The organism is Vreelandella mediterranea (genome assembly GCF_970647075.1).
This window is the reverse complement of record NZ_OZ310198.1, coordinates 3,562,562-3,581,693: the sequence shown is the minus strand read 5'-3', so window position 1 is coordinate 3,581,693 and position 19,132 is coordinate 3,562,562. Positions and strand designations below refer to the sequence as shown.

The window sequence follows — 19,132 nt, the reverse complement described above, 5'->3', positions numbered from 1 at the left end:
ATCTCTCCTGAATCGGCGCCGGAAAGCCCGCCGGCGGCGATCGTTAAGCGATGGAAGTGGCGCTTTCGGTGGTCTGCTCGCTCTGGGTTTGGGCCTGGCCGTACACCGGATGGCGGGCGCACAGCTCAGAGACGTTGTCGCGCACCTGGTTCTCTACCTCAGTGGTATCTTTTTGATCGGCAAGCACGTCGAGAATGTCGCAGATCCAGCCGGCCAGGTGTTCGCAGTCGGCTTCATTCATGCCGCGGGTGGTCACCGCCGGGGTGCCAATGCGCAGCCCCGACGTGACGAACGGGCTTTGCGGGTCGTTGGGTACGCTGTTCTTGTTGACCGTGATGTGCGCGCGGCCCAGAGCGGCGTCGGCGTCTTTTCCGGTCACGCCCTGTTTGATCAGCGAAACCAAAAAGAGGTGGTCGTCGGTGCCGCCGGAGACGACGTCGAAGCCGCGCTCGACGAAGACCCGCGCCATGGCCTGGGCGTTGGTGATGACCTGGCGCTGGTAGTTGACGAAATCCTGGTTCATCGCTTCCTTGAACGCCACGGCCTTGGCGGCGATGACGTGCATGAGCGGGCCGCCCTGCTGGCCCGGGAAGACCGCGCCGTTGAATTTTTTGTTGAGCGCCTCGTCGCCCTCGGCGGAGAGAATTAGGCCACCGCGCGGGCCGCGAAGTGTTTTGTGGGTGGTAGTGGTCACCACGTGGGCGTGGGGCAGGGGGCTTGGGTAGAGGCCCGCGGCGACCAGGCCCGCCACGTGGGCCATGTCGACCATCAAATAAGCGCCTACTTCGTCAGCGATGGTGCGAAAACGGCGCCAGTCGACCACGCGGGAATAGGCCGAGAAGCCGGCGATGATCATTTTCGGCTGGTGCTCGCGGGCCAGACGCTCGACTTCTTCATAGTCGATCTCGCCGGTACCTTCGACCAGGCCATACTGGATGGCGTTGTAGTGCTTGCCGGAGAAGTTGGGCGCCGCACCATGGGTCAGGTGACCGCCGTGGGCCAGGCTCATGCCTAGAATGGTGTCGCCAGGCTTGACCAGCGCCATGAAGACCGCCGCGTTGGCCTGGGCGCCGGAGTGCGGCTGCACATTGGCGTAGTTGGCGCCGAACAGGCTGCAGGCGCGCTCGATGGCGAGTGCTTCGACCTTGTCGACGAACTCGCAGCCGCCGTAGTAGCGCTTGCCCGGGTAGCCTTCGGCGTACTTGTTGGTCAGCTGCGTGCCCTGGGCTTCCATCACCACTTGGCTTGTGTAGTTTTCCGAGGCGATCAGCTCGATATGGGCTTCTTGGCGCGACGTTTCTTCAGCGATTGCCGAGGCAAGGGCTGTGTCGTAGTCGGCCAGACGGGCATCAGAAAGAAAATTATTGTGTGACATCGAGTGCTCCAGGCTAGTCGCTCTATTCGGTCTGAGAGTCTGTTAGCGCCGGTATTTTGACTACCGTTTGACGCTATCCTGCCGCGATAGTATCGCCGGGCCTCGCCCCCAGGATGCTTGCCGACGTCACCGCGCGGCGTATTTGCGACATTGGCGACAAAATCGTGTTTAGCGCCAAAAGAGGTCGCCCATCTACCGTTCGATGTCGTCTGTGAGTAATTTTCAAACCGGCTAATGGACCATGCTGGAGCAGCAAGCTAATGCTCTTTGGCGGGTTTCTGACAAGCATGGGCTTGTGTCGCCGCGCCAAATACGCCAGTTCCCTTCAAGAATAACGATGCCGCGTGGTCATGGCCGCGCGGCACCTGGAAAAGAGGATGTCCCATGTCCAACAATCGTGGTGTTGTTTATATCGGCGACGGGAAGGTCGACGTACAGGATATCGCCTACCCGAAAATGGAAACCCCCAATGGCAAGCCCATCGATCACGGCGTGATCCTGAAAGTGGTTTCAACGAACATCTGCGGCTCGGACCAGCACATGGTGCGCGGGCGCACGACCGCCCCGACTGGCATGGTGCTGGGCCACGAGATCACCGGGGAAGTGATCGAGAAGGGCAAGGGCGTCGAATTCCTGGGCATCGGCGATATCGTCTCGGTGCCGTTCAACGTTGCCTGCGGGCGCTGCCGCACCTGTAAAGAGGGCCATACCGGCCTTTGCTTACACGTCAACGACGACCGCGCCGGCGGCGCCTATGGTTACGTCGACATGGGCGGCTGGGTCGGCGGTCAGGCGCACTACGTCATGGTGCCCTACGCGGACTTCAACCTTTTGAAGTTCCCGGACCGGGACCAGGCCATGAGCCAGATTCGCGACCTCACCATGTTGAGCGACATCCTGCCCACGGGCTTCCACGGTGCATTAAAAGCCGGCGTCGGCGCGGGCTCCACGGTGTACGTCGCCGGCGCGGGTCCGGTCGGTTTGGCCGCGGCCGCCTCGGCGCGCCTGCTGGGAGCGGCGGTGGTGATGATCGGCGACTTCAACAAGGATCGCCTGGAGCACGCGCGCAAGATGGGCTTCGAGCCGATCGATTTGAACAACCACGACCGCTTGGGCGAAATGATCGCCGCCGTGGTCGGCGAGCCGAGCGTGGACAGCGCCATCGACGCGGTAGGCTTCGAGGCCGTGGGCCATAGCGGCAAGGAGCAGCCCGCGGTGGTGCTCAACCAGATGATGGACATCACCCGCGAAGGCGGCTCCATCGGTATTCCGGGCCTTTACGTGACCGAAGACCCGGGCGCGACGGAAAAAGCCGCGCAAACCGGAAGCCTTAGCCTGCGCTTTGGCCAGGGCTGGGCCAAGGGCCTGTCGTTTCATACCGGCCAGACCCCGGTGGTGCAGTACAACCGCCAGCTGATGCAGGCGATTCTGCATGGGCGTCTGAACATCGCCGAGATCGTCAACGCCCAGGTGATCTCACTCGAGGACGCGCCAGCGGGCTACGAGCAGTTCGATCAGGGCGTGGCCAGCAAGTTCGTGCTCGACCCGCATGGGCTGCTCGGCGTCGCTTAACGCGTCTCGTCGCCTCACCCAGCGCCCGCGGCCACTGCCGCGGGCGTTTTTTTATCTTTGGTTCCAGCACGATATGGGCATAAAAAGCGGATACCACGAGGTGGTATCCGCTTTGCGCCCTTTGAGTTGCGCTCTTTGAGTGTGGTGGCTTAAAAATCCACCACCAGGCTGTTCTTGGGCCGACTGCAGCAGCTGAGAATATACCCCTCTTCGATATCCTCCTCGGTGATGCCGCCGTTGTGCTCCATCTCCACGTCGCCGGACTTGAGCTGCACCCGGCAGGTGCCGCAGATCCCCATACCGCACGCCTTGGGAATATGTAGCCCAAGCTTGGCCGCGGCGGCGTGGACCGTCTCGCCAGGCTGGATGCGCACGCTCTTGTTCGACTGGGCGAACTCGACGCTGAGAAGGTCTTCGGGCTCGGCAAGCTCGGCTTCCACTTCCGCCTGCTCTGCAAGCTCCTTGACGTCTTCCTGAACGTCGACCGGCGTGGCGCCGAAAAGCTCCTCATGGTAGTGGTCCATGTTGAAGTTGTTGGCGCGCAATACCGCCTTGACGGCATTCATGTAGGGCACCGGGCCGCAGCAAAAAATCTCCCGTTCGAGGAAGTCCGGCGCCATGAGCTCGAGCATGGGCTGAGTCAAAAACCCCCGGTAGCCCGCCCAGGCTTCGCCGATATCGTCTTTTTTCTCGCAGACGATATGCAGCTTGAATTCGGGAATGCGCGAGAACATGTGCACCAGCTCGCGGTGATAGATGACATCCCGAGGCGCGCGGGCGCTGTGAATGAACTCGACGTCCACGTTGGCGTTAGTGTCGAAAAACCAGCGCGTCATCGACATCAAGGGCGTGATGCCCACGCCACCGGAGAGAAACAGTACCTTGTCCGCGGGGAAGTCGATGGAGTTGAAGTTACCCACCGGCCCGTGAACCACCAGCTCGTCGCCGACTTTCATGTTGGCGTGCAGCCAGTTGGAGACCTGGCCGCCTGGTATCTGCTTGACCGTGATCGAGAAGCTGTAGGGGATCGAGGGCGAGCTCGAGATGGTGTAGGAGCGCATCACCGGCTGGTTGTCGATTTCGAGCTCCAGGGTGACGAACTGGCCCGGCTTGAAGAAGAACATGACGGGCTGCTCGGCCATGAAGCAGAACGTGCGCACGTCCGGGGTTTCCTGAATGATCTTGACGCACCGCACGTGGTGGCGGCCATTGGTCCAGGTCTGGGTCGTGACGGGGTTGAAATAGTTCGTTGTCATCGTCGTCTCAATATGGCCGTGCTATCGCGTTGCCTTCACCGGCCCGTCCTTGCACTGCACGGTCCAGCACCATTGCCTGCATTCTGGATACGCGCTTTCGGGCCAGCTTACCTGTTAGCGACACGCACTTATCTGGTGCCACCTCCAGACCGTGAGAAATCCGTTTTCGCGTCGTCGGCACGCTACGCAGTGTCGTCGGCAGATAATTGACGTCAAAACCCCTGGACCACAATCCTTTTCATAAGTAGCAAATCACAAATAGCCATCGCCGCGCGCCCGCACAACGTCAGGTCACGCAACTTAAACAACAAGACAACTACGTTTGGTCAATGACTGTGTCGCCGCCCTCATGGGGAGGCGGGTTTAAAAGGATATCTGGTATGAACAACACGACGGATTACACCCAGAACGACCCCCTGGCCGCCATGCGTGAAGAGACGATCGAGATGCTCACGTCTCGGGCGCGCACCTACTCGTTGCCTCAGCCGTTTTATAACGACGCCCGGCTTTTTGCCCTCGATATGCAAGAGATCTTCGAGAAAGAGTGGCTGTTCGCGGGCATGAGCTGCGAGATCCCGGCCAAGGGCAACTTCATGACCCTGAACGTCGGTGACAACCCCATCGTGATCGTGCGCGGCGGCGAAGGCGAGATCCACGCCTTCCATAACGTCTGTCGCCATCGCGGCTCCAGGCTCTGCACCACCGATAAGGGCAAGGTGGCCAAGCTCGTCTGCCCCTACCATCAGTGGACCTACGAGCTCGATGGCCGTTTGCTGTTTGCCGGCAGCGACATGGGGGCCGACTTCGATTTGAATGAGTTTGGCTTGAAGCCGGTGAGCGTACGCACCGCCGGCGGCTTCGTGTTCATCAACTTAAGCGAGAACCCCTCGTCGATCGACGACTTCCTGGTGACGCTGGAGCACTACCTCGAGCCCTACCAGATGGACAACGTCAAGGTGGCGGTGGAGTCGAGTATCGTTGAGGCGGCAAACTGGAAGCTGGTGCTCGAGAATAACCGCGAGTGCTACCACTGCAACGGCGCTCATCCGGAGCTTTTGAACTCGCTAATGGAGTTCGACGACACCGAAGACCCGCGGGCCACCGATAAGTACAAGGATCTGGTGTCGCGCAAGCAGTCAGATTGGAACGGCGAACAGGTGCCTTGGCAGCTCAAGCGCTTTGGTAGCCGCAACCGGATCACCCGCACGCCGCTGCTGGATGGCGTGGTCTCCATGACCATGGATGGCAAGCCCGCCTGCAGCAAGCTGATGGGCCGGCTAACCAGTCCGGACATGGGCTCGCTGCGGATCCTGCACCTGCCCAACTCCTGGAACCATTTCATGGGGGATCACTCGATCGTGTTTCGCGTGCTGCCGCTGGGCCCGCAGCAGACCCTGGTGACCACTAAGTGGCTGGTACACAAGGACGCGGTCGAAGGCGTGGATTACGATCCGGAGAACATGCGCCGGGTGTGGGACGCCACCAACGACCAGGACCGCCGGCTTGCCGAAGAGAACCAGCGCGGCATCAACTCGAAGGCCTACCAGCCCGGCCCGTACTCGGAAACCTATGAGTTCGGCGTGATCGATTTCGTCAACTGGTACGCCGAGCGCATGTTGGAGAACCTTGGCGGCGAGGGCGTTTCACTCACGCTTGCCAAGGCCCAAGGCTAGCCGCCCGCCTTTTGGTCTACCTACCGGCGCTCCCGCTTAGCGGGGCGCCGGTTTTTCGTTTCTATCCCTTCAAGAGCCCTTCAAGCACTGGCGGCCGACTGGCCTACTCGATAAAGGCCAGATGACGCTCGACCGCCTCGCGAACCTCGGGCAGCACGATATCCTGCCGGGCTTTTAGCGCTTCAATGAAGGCGGGTAACCCATCGACGGGCTGCTGGCGGTGGGCGCTGGCCGCGATCCGGGCGCAGGTGTCCTGGTCGGCATCCAGGGGGAGCGCGATCCCCAGCGTCTCGAGCCGCGCACGAAAGTCATCACCGTCGATCAGTTCGACAATCATCATGGCTGCATCCTCTTATCAATGGGTCGCGACAAGCGAGGCTAAAGCGCTCAGTGTACGCAAAGTCGCTTTGTACGTGCGCGATGGACAGCGTCTTTGGCTACGTCGAGGTCGGTTTTGGGCAACCGGGTTTCGGTGCCGGGCTCAAGGCTTTATAAGCCGTGGCCGGTACAGGCGTGCCGCGCACAACAAGGGGTGAAAAGGTGATGTCGCTTGCCCCAGAGCTGCCTTTCTCGCAGGTGCATTGGCGTATGTCGTAATTCCGGCAGCCGCTGGCGTTAATAGCTAAGAGTACGCTTATAAAGCGCTGCATCATGCTGTAAAGCGTCTTGAAAGCGCTTGGCAACCCCGCTTAACAACATCAATAACCTTACGGCTGCGCTTATGATTTACACCATCGCGATACTGTTGAGCCTGGTCGGCTACTTTGTGATCGGGCATCTGGCCGGGCGGCGCGTCAAGGGCCTGGACGACTACCTGGTGGCTGGGCGCAACGCACCGACCTTTTTCATTCTGGGCACCCTGGTGGCAAGCTACCTAAGCACCAGCGCGTTTCTGGGTGAAACCGGGTTTGCCTACCAGGGCTATCCTTTCGTCATGCTGATCTTTGCCGCGATCAGCACCTCGGGCTGCTTGCTGGGCGCGCTGGTGTTTGGCCGCTATCTGCGCCGAAGCGAGGCGAATACCGTGCCGGAATTTTTCGGCAAGCGCTTCGCCTCGCGTCGGGTGCAAATCATTGCCGGGCTCACCACGATCATCGGCCTGGGCGCCTACCTTTTGGGCGTGATGCAGGGCGCGGGCATCATGTTTGCCGAGCTGACCGGTATGCCCTACTGGGTGGGCCTGGTACTGGTCTGGGCGACTTACACTGGCTTTATTCTCTACTCCGGCTCCCCCGGGGTCATGCTGACCGACACGATCATGTTCGTGATCTTTTCGCTGGCAGCAATAGGCGGATCGATCTATGTGATTCAGGACCTGGGCGGCTTCAGCGGTGTGATCGAAGGGCTTCTAAGTCAAACCGACAAGCCCGATATCGCGCTGTGGCACGGCGTGCTGGAAGGCCCGAACGCTACCTTCTCCACCCCCGGCGAGGCGCTGGTTTGGGGTTTGACGCTGGGTCTTGTGTGGGCGGCGGTGCTCGCGGCGAGCCCCTGGCAGTCGAGTCGCTACCTGATGGCGCGCAACGAGCACGTGGTGATGCGCTCGGCCATGCTCACCGCGGTGGCACTCGCCGTTTTCTACGCGCTGATGATGGTGACCGGGGCGGCGATCAACCTGTACGACCCGGGCCTCGACCCGGAGCGCTCCATGATTTGGGTGGCGCTCAACATCCTGCCGACCTGGCTTGGCATCGTGATTTTGACCGGGGTGTTCGCCGCCGGGCTTTCGTCGTGTTCGACCTTTCTGTCGATCATCGGCTTTAGCATCTCCAACGATATTCTTGCCGCCTCGAAAGACGAGGCCTCGGCGATGCGCAAAAGCCGTTTGGCGGTGCTGGCTGCCGGGCTGGTCGCGCTGGTGCTGGCGCTTTTTCAGCCGCCGGCGGTCATGGCCGTGGTGTGGTTTGCCGCGACGCTGTTCGCCTCGTCCTGGGGGCCGGTGGCGCTTTTGAGCATCTGGAGCAAGCGCATCACCGCCGCCGGTGCGGGCTGGGGGCTGGCGGTCGGTTTTGCCGGCAACGTGGCCATTTCGTTGATGGTACAGGCCGAGTGGCTGAGCCTGCCGGTGTATCTGCACCCGGTGCTATTGAGCACGCTGATGGCGCTGGTGGCCATTGGGCTTGCCTCCAAGGCCACGCACGTCAGCCAGGCCGAGCATACCTACCGCGCGTTTCTGCATGACGTCGATACCCAGGCCGTTCGCGGCTGGGTGCCGGGCACCCGCTGGATCGCGCTTTGCACCATGCTCTGCGGCGTGGCGATCGGGGTCTTTTTGTGGCAGCAGTACGCGGTCACGCTGGCAGGCTTTGCCGAGCCGTTCGGCGTCGCCCCCGGCGCGGTGCAGGGCGCTTACGTGCTGGCTATTGGCTGCGGCACCATGTTATTGATGGCCGGCGGCGTCGGCTTCTGGCTGGTGCGCCCGCGCTCGCCAAGCGCCCCTCATCGGGCTAGCGCGGCGAGCCGCTAAAACCAAAGGACGTCCGCTTACCGCCCAACCGCCCGCCTTCATGGCGGGCGGTTGGTTTTTTTTAACCGACCCGGAGCTAAAACAATGCAGCCAAGTGCTTATCAACGCGGCCTGGTCATCGTGGTGCTGGGCGTGGTATGTCTCAGTTTCGACGGTTTGCTGATCCGGCTGGCCAGTACCGATGGCTTTACGATCGTGTTCTGGCGCGGTTTTCTGATGTTCGCCGTGCTGGGGCTTTTTTGCCTTTCCGGTAAGCGCCTTGCCACGCTGCGCGCAAACCCGCTCGCGGCGCTCGCCTCGGCCATTTTGCTGGGGTTGATTTCGCTGCTCTTCGTACTGGCGGTAATGAACGCTAACGTCGCCAACGTGGTGGTCATTCTAAGCTCGGCGCCGCTGTTTGCCGCGATTCTGTCACGGGTGTTTCTGGGCGAGCGTGTTGCACTGCGCACCCTGGTCGCTATTGCGCTCTGTATGGCCGGCATGGGTCTGGTGTTCATGGGTGAGGGCGCCCATGGCATGCTTCTGGGCAATCTTTATGCGCTCGCCGCCGCTGCCGCGGTGGGGGGCAATCTCACGCTTTTACGTCGCTTTCCCGGTCTTGACCGGATCGCGTTGATTGCCGGCGGCGGGATTCTCTCCGCGGCGATCGCGCTGCCCTTGGCCGCGCCGCTGGCGCTGAACTCTTCGCAGTTTGGCGTGCTGGCGCTGATGGGGCTGATCCAAATGCCGCTGGCCACCGTGCTGATCAACAGCGCCACGCGCTACTTGCCCTCCACCGAAGTAGCGCTTTTCTATCTGGTGGAAACCGCGCTGGGCACGCTCTGGGTGTGGTGGCTGCTGGGTGAGGAGCCCACCGCCTCGACGCTGGCCGGCGGGGTGGTGGTCATTACCGTGCTGGTGCTGCACTCCTGGATTGGCCTGCGCCGAGAGCGCCAGCGGCTGAGGTTGCATCCGGGGGTTGCCGTAAAATAAGCCCCTCGAATCGCTGTTCAACGAACGCGGTTTGATCTTGTGACAGGGCGCTTTGGCCCATGACGCGTCGCTGGGGTGGTCGATGTCACGGCGGCCTCATCCGAGGCGCCTGTCGGCGCCATCGCCGAAGTGTCGGACCACCAATAAATCGGGCTCCTACGAAACCCCGTGGCCATTCGTGCAGTGTGATTCATCTTCCGTAGGAGCAGGCTTTAGCCAGCGACGCGGCGCAACGCGTCGCTGGGGTGGGCGGTTCGTGCTGGAGGGGCGCGGATGCGTGACTAGCGCAGCACGCCTTCCTCCTTGAGCAGCTTGAAAATCGCCTCGGCGCCCTGTTCCGGGGTGACATCGTTGAGCGTTTGCCCGCCGCCGCCGTCCGCCTTGGCGGCGGCAGCCTTGAAGCGGTCTCGCGCCGAGGAGGATTTGACGATCTTGAGGCGTTTCGGACGCTTGCGCGCCGGGTGGAACTGCCAACCGGCTAACGTCTCATCAATTTTGCTTTGTGCCTCGCTTAGCGCCAGCTCGCCGCGCCGGGCCGGGCCAAAGGCGCTTTGGCGCGCCGCCGGGGCGCTGGTGTCGATCGTGGCAATCGCCGGCAGGCGAATGCGCAGGCGCCGGCGCTTGCCGCGGGGCAGGGCCTGGAGTACCACCGCCGTACCCTGCTCGACCTTCTCGACCGCGGCCAGGCTTGTGATGATCGGCCAGCCCAGCGCCTCGGCCAATTGGTAGGGCAGAAGGCCAGAGGCTTCGCCGGTTTCCGCGCGGCTGCCGGTCAGAATCAGCTGCGGGGCATCGTGTCGAAGCGCCTCGACGAGCGCCGGAATCACGTCGGCGTTCTCGCTTTGCTCGATTAGCCCGATATGGTCGATGCCCATGCCGAGGTAGCCGCGCAGGGCCTCTTCCTGCTCGCTTTCGTGCTGGCCGGCGTGCAGCAGGCGCACAGAAGCATTCTCCAGGGTGAGCGCCATTTCCACCGCGCGGGCATCCTGGTCGGCGCGCCGGGCGCGGGCGGTCAGCGGATGGCGGCCGATCGAGACCAGTACGGCCACGTCGAGTGACGCGCTTTGTTTGGCGGGGGCGTTAGGCGGCATCGCGGTTCTCCTGTTGCTCGGCGCGGTACTGCTCGACCCGTGTCACCAGCGCCGCGAGCACCGCGCTGGCGTCGCCAATCACGGTCAGGTCGGCGCGTTTGGCCATGTCACAGCCTTCGTCGAGGTTGACGGCAACGACTTTATCGCAGCTTTGAATGCCCTGAAGGTGCTGAATGGCACCGGAAATGCCGATGGCCAGGTACACGCGGGCGGAAACCCAGGTGCCGGTGGCGCCCACCTGGCGGTCCCGCGCCATGTAGCCGTCGTCCACCGCCACCCGCGAGGCGCCCTTGGCTGCACCCAACACCTCGGCGGCGTGGTGGTAGCCCTCCCAATCCTTGACGCCGTTACCCGCCGAGAGAATGAACTCGGCTTCGGCAAGCGAGACGCTGGCCGGGTCCACCGCCACTTCGCCGAGATCCTCGATGCGCCCGAGCACGTCGGGAAGCGGCTGGTTCAGCTCGAGGGCCTGGGCGGCGTGGCGGGTGTCGCTGACCGGGTCGGCGCACTCGGCTAGCGCCAGCACGACCCGGGGCAGGGCGCGGTGAACATCGTGGCGCCCGGCGCCGGCGCGCGCGGTGGCCCGCCACCCGGAGGGGCTTTCATCATTGCCTTCGACTTGCCATACCTGCGCCGCCGGACGCTCCCCCAGCCGCGCGGCCAGGCGTCGGCCAAGTTCGCCGCCGCCGATGATGGAATCAGGCAGCAGCCAAAAGCGCGGCGCCAGCTCGCGCGCGACGCTTTGAAGCGACGCCACCTTGAGCTCCGGCAGGTAGCCGGAGAAGCGCTCGCCCTCCAGGTGCATCAGCCGGTCGATACCGGCGTCACCAAAGCTGCTCTCCTTGTGCTCACCAAACACGATAGCCACCACCGCACCGGGGTTGGCCGGGTCGGTATCGGCCAGCTGGCGCGCCAGGCCCAGCAGGTCGCGATCATGTGCCGACAGCCGTCCGCCGGCCATATCCGGCACCACGGCGACCATAAACGCCGGCGACTCGATAGTGACGGACTTGCGCGTGTCCTTTGCCTCGGTGCTGTGCGCCGGGGCCTGGGCCGCTTGCTGGGCGCCGCTACGATCAATGCGGCGAACGCCGTTCGGACCCATAAAGCCGATCGCGCGAGGGTCGCGGCGGATGACGCCGTTAGGGCCCATCCACTCGGTGGCTTTAGCGCCACCGCCGAGTTCGGCCAGTACCGTTAAATGCTGCGGGTGCAGGCGGTTACGCGCGATCCACTCCTTGCGCGGGTCGCGGCGAATCAGGTCGCTCATGGCGTTACCTCCTCTACGGCGCGCGCCGGCGTGGAAGCGCTCTGTTCAGGCGCGGCTTTATCGGTTGGTGCATCGATGATCAGCGCGTCGGCGACCAGCTCGGCGATATCCTTGATACCGGCGCGTGGCTCGACCACGCCCTCCAGCATCGCGGTACACTGCGGGCAGCCAACGGCGACGAGATCCGCGCCGGTTGCGCGGACGTCTTCCATGCGCATATCGGGAATCCGCTGCTTGCCGGGAATATCGGTGATCGGCGCGCCGCCGCCACCGCCGCAGCAGCGCGAGCGGTAGCCGGAGCGCGCCATTTCCTGCACCTCGATACCGAGCGCCTTGAGTACGTCGCGCGGTGCTTCGTACTCACCGTTGTAGCGGCCCAGATAACACGGGTCGTGGTAGGTCACGCGGCCGCCTTTCCACTCCTTGAAAGTGAGCGCACCGCCCACCACCAGCTCGTTGATATAGGTGCTGTGGTGCTGCACATGATAGCGGGCGGGGGCATCATCGGTGCCAAGCTCCCCGTACTCGTTTTTGAGCACGTGGAAGCTGTGCGGGTCGCAGGTGACGATGCGGTTAAAGCGGTAGCGGCTCATGGTCTGGATGTTGCGCTTGGCGAGCGTCTGGAAGGTCGCTTCGTCGCCCAGACGGCGGGCCACGTCGCCGCTGTCGCGCTCTTCATTACCCAGCACCGCGAAGTCGACGTTTGCTGCCCGCAGTACGTTGATGAAGGCGCGCAGGGTGCGCTGGTTGCGCATATCGAACACGCCGTCGCCCAGCCACAAGAGCACGTCAGCCTCGCCCTTGTCCGCCATCAGCGGCAGGTTCAAATCCGCCGCCCAGTAGAGGCGCGAGTCGGGATCGAAGCCGCCGGGGTTGTCCGTGGCGATCAGGTTGTCCAGCACCTCGGAACCCTTGTTGGGCGTGTTGCCGTGCTCAAGCGTTAGGAATCTGCGCATATCGACGATGGCGTCGACGTGCTCGATCATCATCGGACACTCTTCCACACAGGCGCGACATGTGGTGCAGGACCAGAGCGTCTCGGCATCCACCAGCGAGGTGCCTTCCCGGGCGACGATGGGCCCAAAGGGGTCACCGGTGTGTTCGCCGACCGGCTTGCCGGGGTAGGGCGAGCCGTAATAGTGGCCGTCGCTGCCGCCGGCCATACCGACGACCATGTCCTGAATCAGCTTTTTGGGGTTGAGCGGCTGGCCGGCGGCAAACGCCGGGCAGGCGGCTTCACAACGCCCGCACTGCACGCAGGCATCGAAACCGAGCAGCTGGTTCCAGGTAAAGTCCGCGGGCTTTTCGACGCCAAGTTTGGCGTGGTCATCACCCAGGTGCAGCGCCTTCAAGCCGGTGGAGCGGTGCTCACCGCCCGTCTTGTCCGAAAAGCGCTCCGGACGGCGGTGAAACGCCAAGTGCAGCGCACCGGCGAAGGCGTGCTTCATCGGCCCGCCCCAGGTCATGCCAAAAAACATCTCGCCCAGGCCCCAGACGATGACCGCGGCCAGCACCAGCGCCACAACCCAGCCCATGCCGCTTTGGAAAACGCCTTCCGGCAGGATACCGGCGGTGGGCAGCGTGACCACGAACATGCCGATCGAGAACGCCATCAGGCTTTTCGGAAGGCGCATCCAGGGCCCTTTGGAAAGCCTTGATGGCGGGGGGCTTCGCCGCTTGGCGACCAGGATACTGCCCAGGAACATGCTGGTGGTGGCGGCCAGCAGTACCCAGGCGAGAATCGCGCTGTCCAGGCCAAAGCCGTGGACGATGATCGCCAGAAGCGCGGCCAGCACGAAGCCGCCAGCGGTGGCCACGTGGGTGTGGGAGATGTACTTGTCCCGCTCGACGACGTGGTGCAGGTCGACCAGGTAGCGCCTGGGCACCTGCATTAGGCCCTTCAATACGGGTACGGGAGAGGGCCGCCCCTGGCGCCAAAGGCGGGCACGGCGAACCGCCCCGACGATGGCCAGCGCCAGCGCGGAAAACAGTAAAATCGGTAACAGGGTATCGAGCATGGCGTCTCTCCTCTCAGAGACACCGTAAGGTCTGCGGCCCGGGGCGTGCCCCGGGCCGTTCAGCTTACAGCGTTATTGTGTCAGAAGTCCTTGCAAAGGCGCAGCGCATCGTAGATGGCGGCGTGCGTGTTGCGCGGCGCGGTGCAATCCCCCAGGCGGAACAGGGCAAAGCCTTCACCGCTTTGTGAGAGGCAAGGTTGGGGCTCGATCGCGTAGAGCGCTTCGATGTCGGTTTGGCCCTTGTTGCGCGACTGCGCCTTGAGCGCGTAGTAGAGCGCCTCGTCCGGACGAACGCCGTTTTCGACCACGACCTGATCGACCACGCGCTCCTCCTGGGCGCCGGTGTACTCGTTTTCGAGCACCGCGACCAAGGATTCGCCTTCGCGGTACACCTTATGCAGCGCGAGATCCGAGGTCATGATGACTTCTTTCTCGTACAGGCTCCGGTAGTAGGTGGGGAAGGTGGTGCCGCCCACCGCCGCGCCGGGTTTGATGTCGTCGGTGACGATCTCGACTCTTGAGCCCTTGTCCGCCAGGTAGTCCGCCGCCGAGACGCCGGAGAACTCGCAGATGGTGTCGAAAATCAGCACGTTCTTGCCAGGCTCCACGTCGCCGTTGAGGATCGCCCAGGTGCTGACCACCAAACTCTGCTCGGTGTCCTCGTCATAGCCCCACTCGGGCACTTGGGAGAGAAACGGCTGGCCGCCGGTGGCCAGAATCACCACGTCCGGGCGCAGGTCATGGATGGTGGCTTCATCGGCTTTGATGGCCAGGCGCTGGTCGACGCCCAGCCGGTTGAGCTCCAACTGATACCAGCGGGTGATGCCGGCGATCTGGTCGCGCTGGGGCGCTTTGGAGGCGATGGTGATCTGCCCGCCGATCTGGTCCTTGGCCTCGAACAGCGTCACGTCGTGCCCTCGCTCGGCGCAGACCCGGGCGGCTTCCATACCGCCGGGGCCGCCGCCCACGACGACGACTTTGCGCTTGATGCCGTCGGTTTTCTCGATGATGTGCGGCAAACCCATGTACTCCCGCGCGGTGGCGGCGTTCTGGATACACAGCACGTCGAGGCCCTGGTACTGGCGGTCGATGCAGTAGTTCGCCCCCACGCACTGCTTGATCTGATCCACCTGGTCGTTCTTGATCTTGGCGATGATGTGCGGGTCGGCGATGTGCGCGCGGGTCATGCCGACCATGTCGACGTAGCCGCCCTCCAGAATGCGTTGGGCCTGGTTGGGGTCCTTGATGTTCTGGGCGTGAATGACCGGCACGTTGACCACTTCCTTGATGCCCGCGGCCAGGTGCAGAAAGGGCTCCGGCGGGTAGGACATGTTGGGAATGACGTTGGCGAGCGTATTGTGGGTATCGCAGCCCGAACCCACCACGCCGAAGAAATCGACCTTGCCGGTGGCGTCGAAATAGGCCGCAATGCGCTTCATCTCTTCATGATCGAGGCCGTCCGGGTGGAACTCGTCGCCGGTGATGCGCATACCCACCACGAAGTCGTCGCCGACCTCGGCGCGCACCGCCTTGAGCACTTCCATGCCGAATCGCATGCGGTTTTCAAACGTGCCGCCCCACTCGTCGGTACGCTTGTTGACCCGGGGGCTCCAGAACTGGTCCATCAGGTGCTGGTGCACCGCAGAGAGCTCGACGCCGTCGAGGCCGCCTTCCTTCGCCCGGCGCGCGGCCTGGGCGAAGTCGCCGATGATGCGCCAGATCTCCTCTTCCTCGATGGTCTTGCAGGTCGAGCGGTGGACCGGCTCGCGGATACCCGAAGGCGAGACCAGGGTGGACCAGTCGAAGCCGTCCCAGCGTGAGCGGCGGCCCATGTGGGTAATCTGAATCATGATCTTGCCGCCGTGCTTATGGACGGCGTCCGCCAGATTCTGGAAGTGCGGGATGATACGGTCGGTGGACAGATTCACCGAGCTCCACCAGCCCTGGGGGCTGTCGATGGAAACGATCGATGAGCCGCCGCAGATGCAAAGCCCGCAGCCACCCTTGGCCTTCTCTTCGTAGTATTTGACGTAGCGATCCGTGGTCATGCCGCCGTCGGTGGCGTGCACCTCGGCGTGGGCGGTGCTGACCACGCGGTTACGAATCGTCTGACTGCCGATCTGGATCGGTTTGAATAGTGCATCGAATGCCATGGGAATAACCTCAGTTCACGGGCGTTACGACAAACAGACCGTGCTCGCAGCCGTCTTCGGCGCCGCTTTGGGTCTGCTCGGCCACCGTGCGCGTTTCGCTTCCTCGCGCGGCCAGAATCTGGTCCATGGCGCCGGCGAACCAGCCGGTGAACATGTACTCGATCTTACGATTCACCTTGCCCATCTGGTACACGAAGGCGCTGTGCTCCAGGCGTACCCGCGCGGTGCCCGCGTCCAGGTCTATTTCCTCGGTGATGAAAAGCCCCCAGCCGCGCTGGGAAAGCCGCTTCATGTAGTGCTCGAAAACGGCCTCGCCTTCGAGACCGTGAAGCTCGGCCTCTTTTTCGCACCAGTGCCAGGCGCTCTTGTAGCCGGCGTGATAGAGAATCTCGGCATATTTCTCCGCGCCCAGGGCCTCTTCGACCGCCATGTGGTTATTAACGAAGAAGTGGCGCGGCACGTAGAGCATCGGCAGTGCGTCGGTCGTCCAGATACCGGTTTCGCTGTCGACCTCGATCGGGAGTTCGGGAGCTGTCTTGGTCACGGTGATATTCCTTAAACTTATATTTGTTCACGCTATTGGTTCACGGCGCGTCGGTATATTCCTGCGGTGTTCACTCGCCCCACACGTCCTTCAGGGTGCGCACCCAGTTCTCACCCATGATCTTTCTGACCTGGGACTCGCTTAAGCCCCGCTTTAAAAGCGCTTCGGTCAGGTTGGGGAACTCGCCGATGGTGCGAATGCCTTCCGGGTTGATGATCTTGCCGAAGTTGGTCAGGCGCCGCGCGTAGCCCTTGTCGTGGGTCAGCCACTCGAAGAAGTTTTGGTCGTGGCCCTGGGTGAAGTCGGTGCCGATGCCGATGGCGTCTTCGCCGACGATGTTCATGATGTACTCGATGGCTTCGCAGTAGTCGTCGATGGTCGAATCGACGCCGTTTTTGAGAAACGGCGTGAACATGGTCACGCCGACGAAGCCGCCGTGGTCGGCAATGAACTTGAGCTCGTCGTCGGACTTGTTGCGCGGGTGCTCTTTAAGGCCCGAGGGCAGGCAGTGGGAGTAGCACACCGGCTTTTTGGACTCGAGAATGACTTCCTCGGAGGTTTTGGCGCCCACGTGGGAGAGATCGCACAGCATACCAACGCGGTTCATCTCCGCGACGATCTCGCGACCAAAGCCCGAGAGCCCGCCGTCGCGCTCGTAACAGCCGGTGCCCACCAGGTTCTGGGTGTTGTAGCACATCTGCACGATGCCCACGCCGAGCTGCTTGAATACCTCCACGTAGCCGATCTGGTCTTCAAAGGCGTGGGCGTTCTGGAACCCGTAAATGATGCCCGTTTTGCCCTCTTCCTTGGCGCGGGTGATATCCGCGGTGGTGCGCACCGGGCGGACCAGGTCGCTGCACTCTTCCATCAGCTTGTTGGAGGCGACGATGTTGTCCACCGTGGCCTTGAAGCCCTCCCAAACCGAGACGGTGCAGTTGGCCGCCGTCAGGCCACCGCGGCGCATGTCTTCCAGAAGCTCCCGGTTCCATTTGGCGATGATCAAACCGTCGATGACGATGGCGTCTTGGTGTAATTCAGCAGGGTTCATAACGAGGCTCCAGGGTTGTCCATGAAGGGGAGCATAGCGCTGCCCTGGGCCTGCTCTGCTCTTGGAAACGACGACGGAAATTCCAAAAGCGTCATCATGAGCAATGCGCGTGGCAAAGCCCTCGGCTTCGCGTTAAAAAGCACCGGGGCACTGGGAAGGGGCGATATAAAAAAAGAGCTGCCCATGGGGCAGCTCTTCGGCAGTGCTTACGGCAAGTGGCCGGGCGCGCTAGTAGTTCACCAGCGGTACGCTTGCAAAGGTCGGCTCGCCCTGGGCGTAGGCCAGCGCCAGCAGGGCGCTCGAGGCGGGTTCGCCGCCGGTTGGCTCGACGCCCCAGTGCTGGATCATCGGCGCGGCCTTGATCTGGGGCGACTGGCGCGACTGCGAGCCCAAGCGCTCGTCGCGTGGGGGAATGCCGAAGCACTCGCGGTAGCACTTGGAGAAGTGCGGCGTGGAGACGAAACCACACACAGAGGCGATCTCGATGATCGAAAGCGACGTCTGCTTCAAAAGCTGGCGCGCGCGTACCAATCTAAGCTTCAGGTAGTAGCGCGAGGGCGAGCAGTGCAGGTAGCGCTGGAAAAGCCGCTCGAGCTGGCGCCGGGACACATCCACGTAGGTGGCAAGTTCATTGAGCTCTAAAGGCTCTTCGAGGTTGGATTCCATCAGCGCCACGATATCCAAAAGCTTGGGCTGGGTGGTGCCTAGCACGTGCTTCAAGGGGACGCGCTGCTGGTCCTGCTCGTTGCGCATGTGCTCGTAAATGAACATCTCCGAAATACCCGCCGACAGCGCTTTGCCGTGGTCCTGGGCAATCAGGTTGAGCATCATGTCCAAAGGGGCGGTGCCGCCGGAGGCGGTGAAGCGGTCCCGGTCGATGGAAAAAAGCTTGGTGGTCAGCACGATCTTCGGGAACGCTTCCTGCACCGAGGCCAAACACTCCCAGTGAATGCTGGTTTCGTAGTGATCCAGAAGCCCCGCCTTGGCCAGCGCCCAACTGCCGGTACAGATGGCGCCCAGGTGGCGCAGCTGGCGCGACTGGGCCTGCAGCCAGTGAATGTGCTCGCGGCTGACGCTGTGCTGGGGCGCCACTCCGCCGCAAACGATCACCCAATCAAGCGAAAGCGGCGCCTGCATGGCGGCATCCGGGGTCACGTTGAGCCCGTCGCTGGCGCGTACCGACGCACCGTCCTGGGTGAGCGTATACCAGCGGTAAAGCTCCCGGCCGGCCAGCTGATTGGCCATGCGCAGGGGTTCAATGGCAGACGCCAGGGAAATCAGGGTGAAATTATCCAGCAGCAGAAAACCGAGGGTTTGCGGTGCGCTGGGGCGGCTCTCGGGAGCGCCGTATGTTACTTGATCGGATGTCATGGTCTTTACCTCTATCACCTAAACGTCTTGGGTTTTTTATTGTTTTTCTGGTATGTCGCTGGCGTGTTGTTTTAATCCATGAACGAGCTTTTTTGCGTCCTGCCTGCATAGTGGCATGGATGACACTTATACTGACAAAGCAATCTTGAAAGAGGTGCACGGCTTGTCGCAAATAGAATGGCCAAGGTCGCCTGTAAAACCCTCCAATGAGGTTTTCTCGCATTAACCAGTAAAACGCAACGTTTTCTGAACACCCGGCGTCGCTTTTTATAAGTTATTGAAGTAGCGGGTTTTATGATTAAAGCGTTATATGCTAATAAAC

14 protein-coding genes are annotated in these 19,132 nt (G+C 62.4%); 4 read left to right on the top strand and 10 right to left on the bottom strand.

The features are described from left to right. Positions 1-43 precede the first annotated feature (43 nt). Positions 44-1,375 (bottom strand): serine hydroxymethyltransferase, encoded by a 1,332-nt coding sequence (gene glyA / locus ACWFVE_RS16535; RefSeq protein ID WP_447530353.1) that lies wholly within the window; start codon positions 1,373-1,375, stop codon positions 44-46. 384 nt (positions 1,376-1,759) lie between these two features. On the opposite strand from glyA, the gene fdhA reads away from it, so the two are divergent. Beyond that, on the top strand, positions 1,760-2,947 hold the full coding sequence (gene fdhA / locus ACWFVE_RS16530) for a formaldehyde dehydrogenase, glutathione-independent (RefSeq protein WP_447530352.1): 1,188 nt from the start codon (positions 1,760-1,762) through the stop codon (positions 2,945-2,947). A 149-nt stretch (positions 2,948-3,096) separates the two neighbouring features. On the opposite strand, the gene ACWFVE_RS16525 is transcribed toward fdhA, so the two are convergent. Further along, entirely contained in the window at positions 3,097-4,203 is a 1,107-nt protein-coding gene (locus ACWFVE_RS16525) for an FAD-binding oxidoreductase (protein ID WP_447530351.1), read from the bottom strand. A gap of 380 nt (positions 4,204-4,583) precedes the next feature. On the opposite strand from ACWFVE_RS16525, the gene ACWFVE_RS16520 reads away from it, so the two are divergent. Continuing rightward, a complete protein-coding gene (locus tag ACWFVE_RS16520) occupies positions 4,584-5,876 on the top strand; it encodes an aromatic ring-hydroxylating oxygenase subunit alpha (RefSeq protein ID WP_447530350.1) in 1,293 nt (430 codons plus the stop codon). A gap of 103 nt (positions 5,877-5,979) precedes the next feature. On the opposite strand, the gene ACWFVE_RS16515 is transcribed toward ACWFVE_RS16520, so the two are convergent. Beyond that, positions 5,980-6,216, bottom strand: a complete 237-nt coding sequence (locus ACWFVE_RS16515) for a hypothetical protein (protein WP_447530349.1) — start codon at positions 6,214-6,216, stop codon at positions 5,980-5,982. Between the two features lie 381 nt (positions 6,217-6,597). On the opposite strand from ACWFVE_RS16515, the gene ACWFVE_RS16510 reads away from it, so the two are divergent. Both ACWFVE_RS16510 and ACWFVE_RS16505 read left to right on the top strand, forming a co-directional pair. Then, positions 6,598-8,343 carry a sodium:solute symporter family protein gene (locus ACWFVE_RS16510; RefSeq protein WP_447530348.1) on the top strand — a complete coding sequence of 582 codons (1,746 nt, stop codon included), beginning with the start codon at positions 6,598-6,600 and terminating at the stop codon, positions 8,341-8,343. An 84-nt stretch (positions 8,344-8,427) separates the two neighbouring features. Further along, positions 8,428-9,315, top strand: a complete 888-nt coding sequence (locus tag ACWFVE_RS16505; RefSeq protein WP_447530347.1) for a DMT family transporter — start codon at positions 8,428-8,430, stop codon at positions 9,313-9,315. Between the two features lie 281 nt (positions 9,316-9,596). Here ACWFVE_RS16505 and etfB read toward each other — a convergent pair whose 3' ends face one another. The 7 genes from etfB to gbdR all read right to left on the bottom strand — a co-directional run bounded on the left by etfB (position 9,597) and on the right by gbdR (position 18,810). Next, positions 9,597-10,406, bottom strand: coding sequence for an electron transfer flavoprotein subunit beta (gene etfB / locus ACWFVE_RS16500; protein WP_447530346.1), 810 nt, complete (start codon positions 10,404-10,406; stop codon positions 9,597-9,599). Next, positions 10,396-11,676, bottom strand: a complete 1,281-nt coding sequence (etfA, locus tag ACWFVE_RS16495; RefSeq protein ID WP_447530345.1) for an electron transfer flavoprotein subunit alpha — start codon at positions 11,674-11,676, stop codon at positions 10,396-10,398. The genes etfB and etfA overlap by 11 nt, the downstream gene beginning before the upstream one ends. Beyond that, positions 11,673-13,694, bottom strand: a complete 2,022-nt coding sequence (locus ACWFVE_RS16490; protein WP_447530344.1) for a (Fe-S)-binding protein — start codon at positions 13,692-13,694, stop codon at positions 11,673-11,675. The genes etfA and ACWFVE_RS16490 overlap by 4 nt, the downstream gene beginning before the upstream one ends. An 80-nt stretch (positions 13,695-13,774) precedes the next feature. After that, complete coding sequence (dgcA, locus tag ACWFVE_RS16485; RefSeq protein WP_447530343.1) at positions 13,775-15,847, bottom strand: dimethylglycine demethylation protein DgcA; 2,073 nt, start codon at positions 15,845-15,847, stop codon at positions 13,775-13,777. Positions 15,848-15,857: 10 nt separating this feature from the next. Continuing rightward, the gene (locus ACWFVE_RS16480) at positions 15,858-16,391 is read right to left on the bottom strand and encodes a DUF5943 domain-containing protein (protein WP_447530342.1); all 534 of its coding nucleotides are present in this window, start codon (positions 16,389-16,391) and stop codon (positions 15,858-15,860) included. Positions 16,392-16,461: 70 nt separating this feature from the next. Beyond that, a complete protein-coding gene (locus tag ACWFVE_RS16475) occupies positions 16,462-17,439 on the bottom strand; it encodes a dipeptidase (protein ID WP_447530341.1) in 978 nt (325 codons plus the stop codon). A 228-nt stretch (positions 17,440-17,667) separates the two neighbouring features. Continuing rightward, the gene (gene gbdR / locus ACWFVE_RS16470) at positions 17,668-18,810 is read right to left on the bottom strand and encodes a choline metabolism transcriptional regulator GbdR (RefSeq protein ID WP_447530340.1); all 1,143 of its coding nucleotides are present in this window, start codon (positions 18,808-18,810) and stop codon (positions 17,668-17,670) included. Between the last annotated feature and the right edge of the window lie 322 nt (positions 18,811-19,132).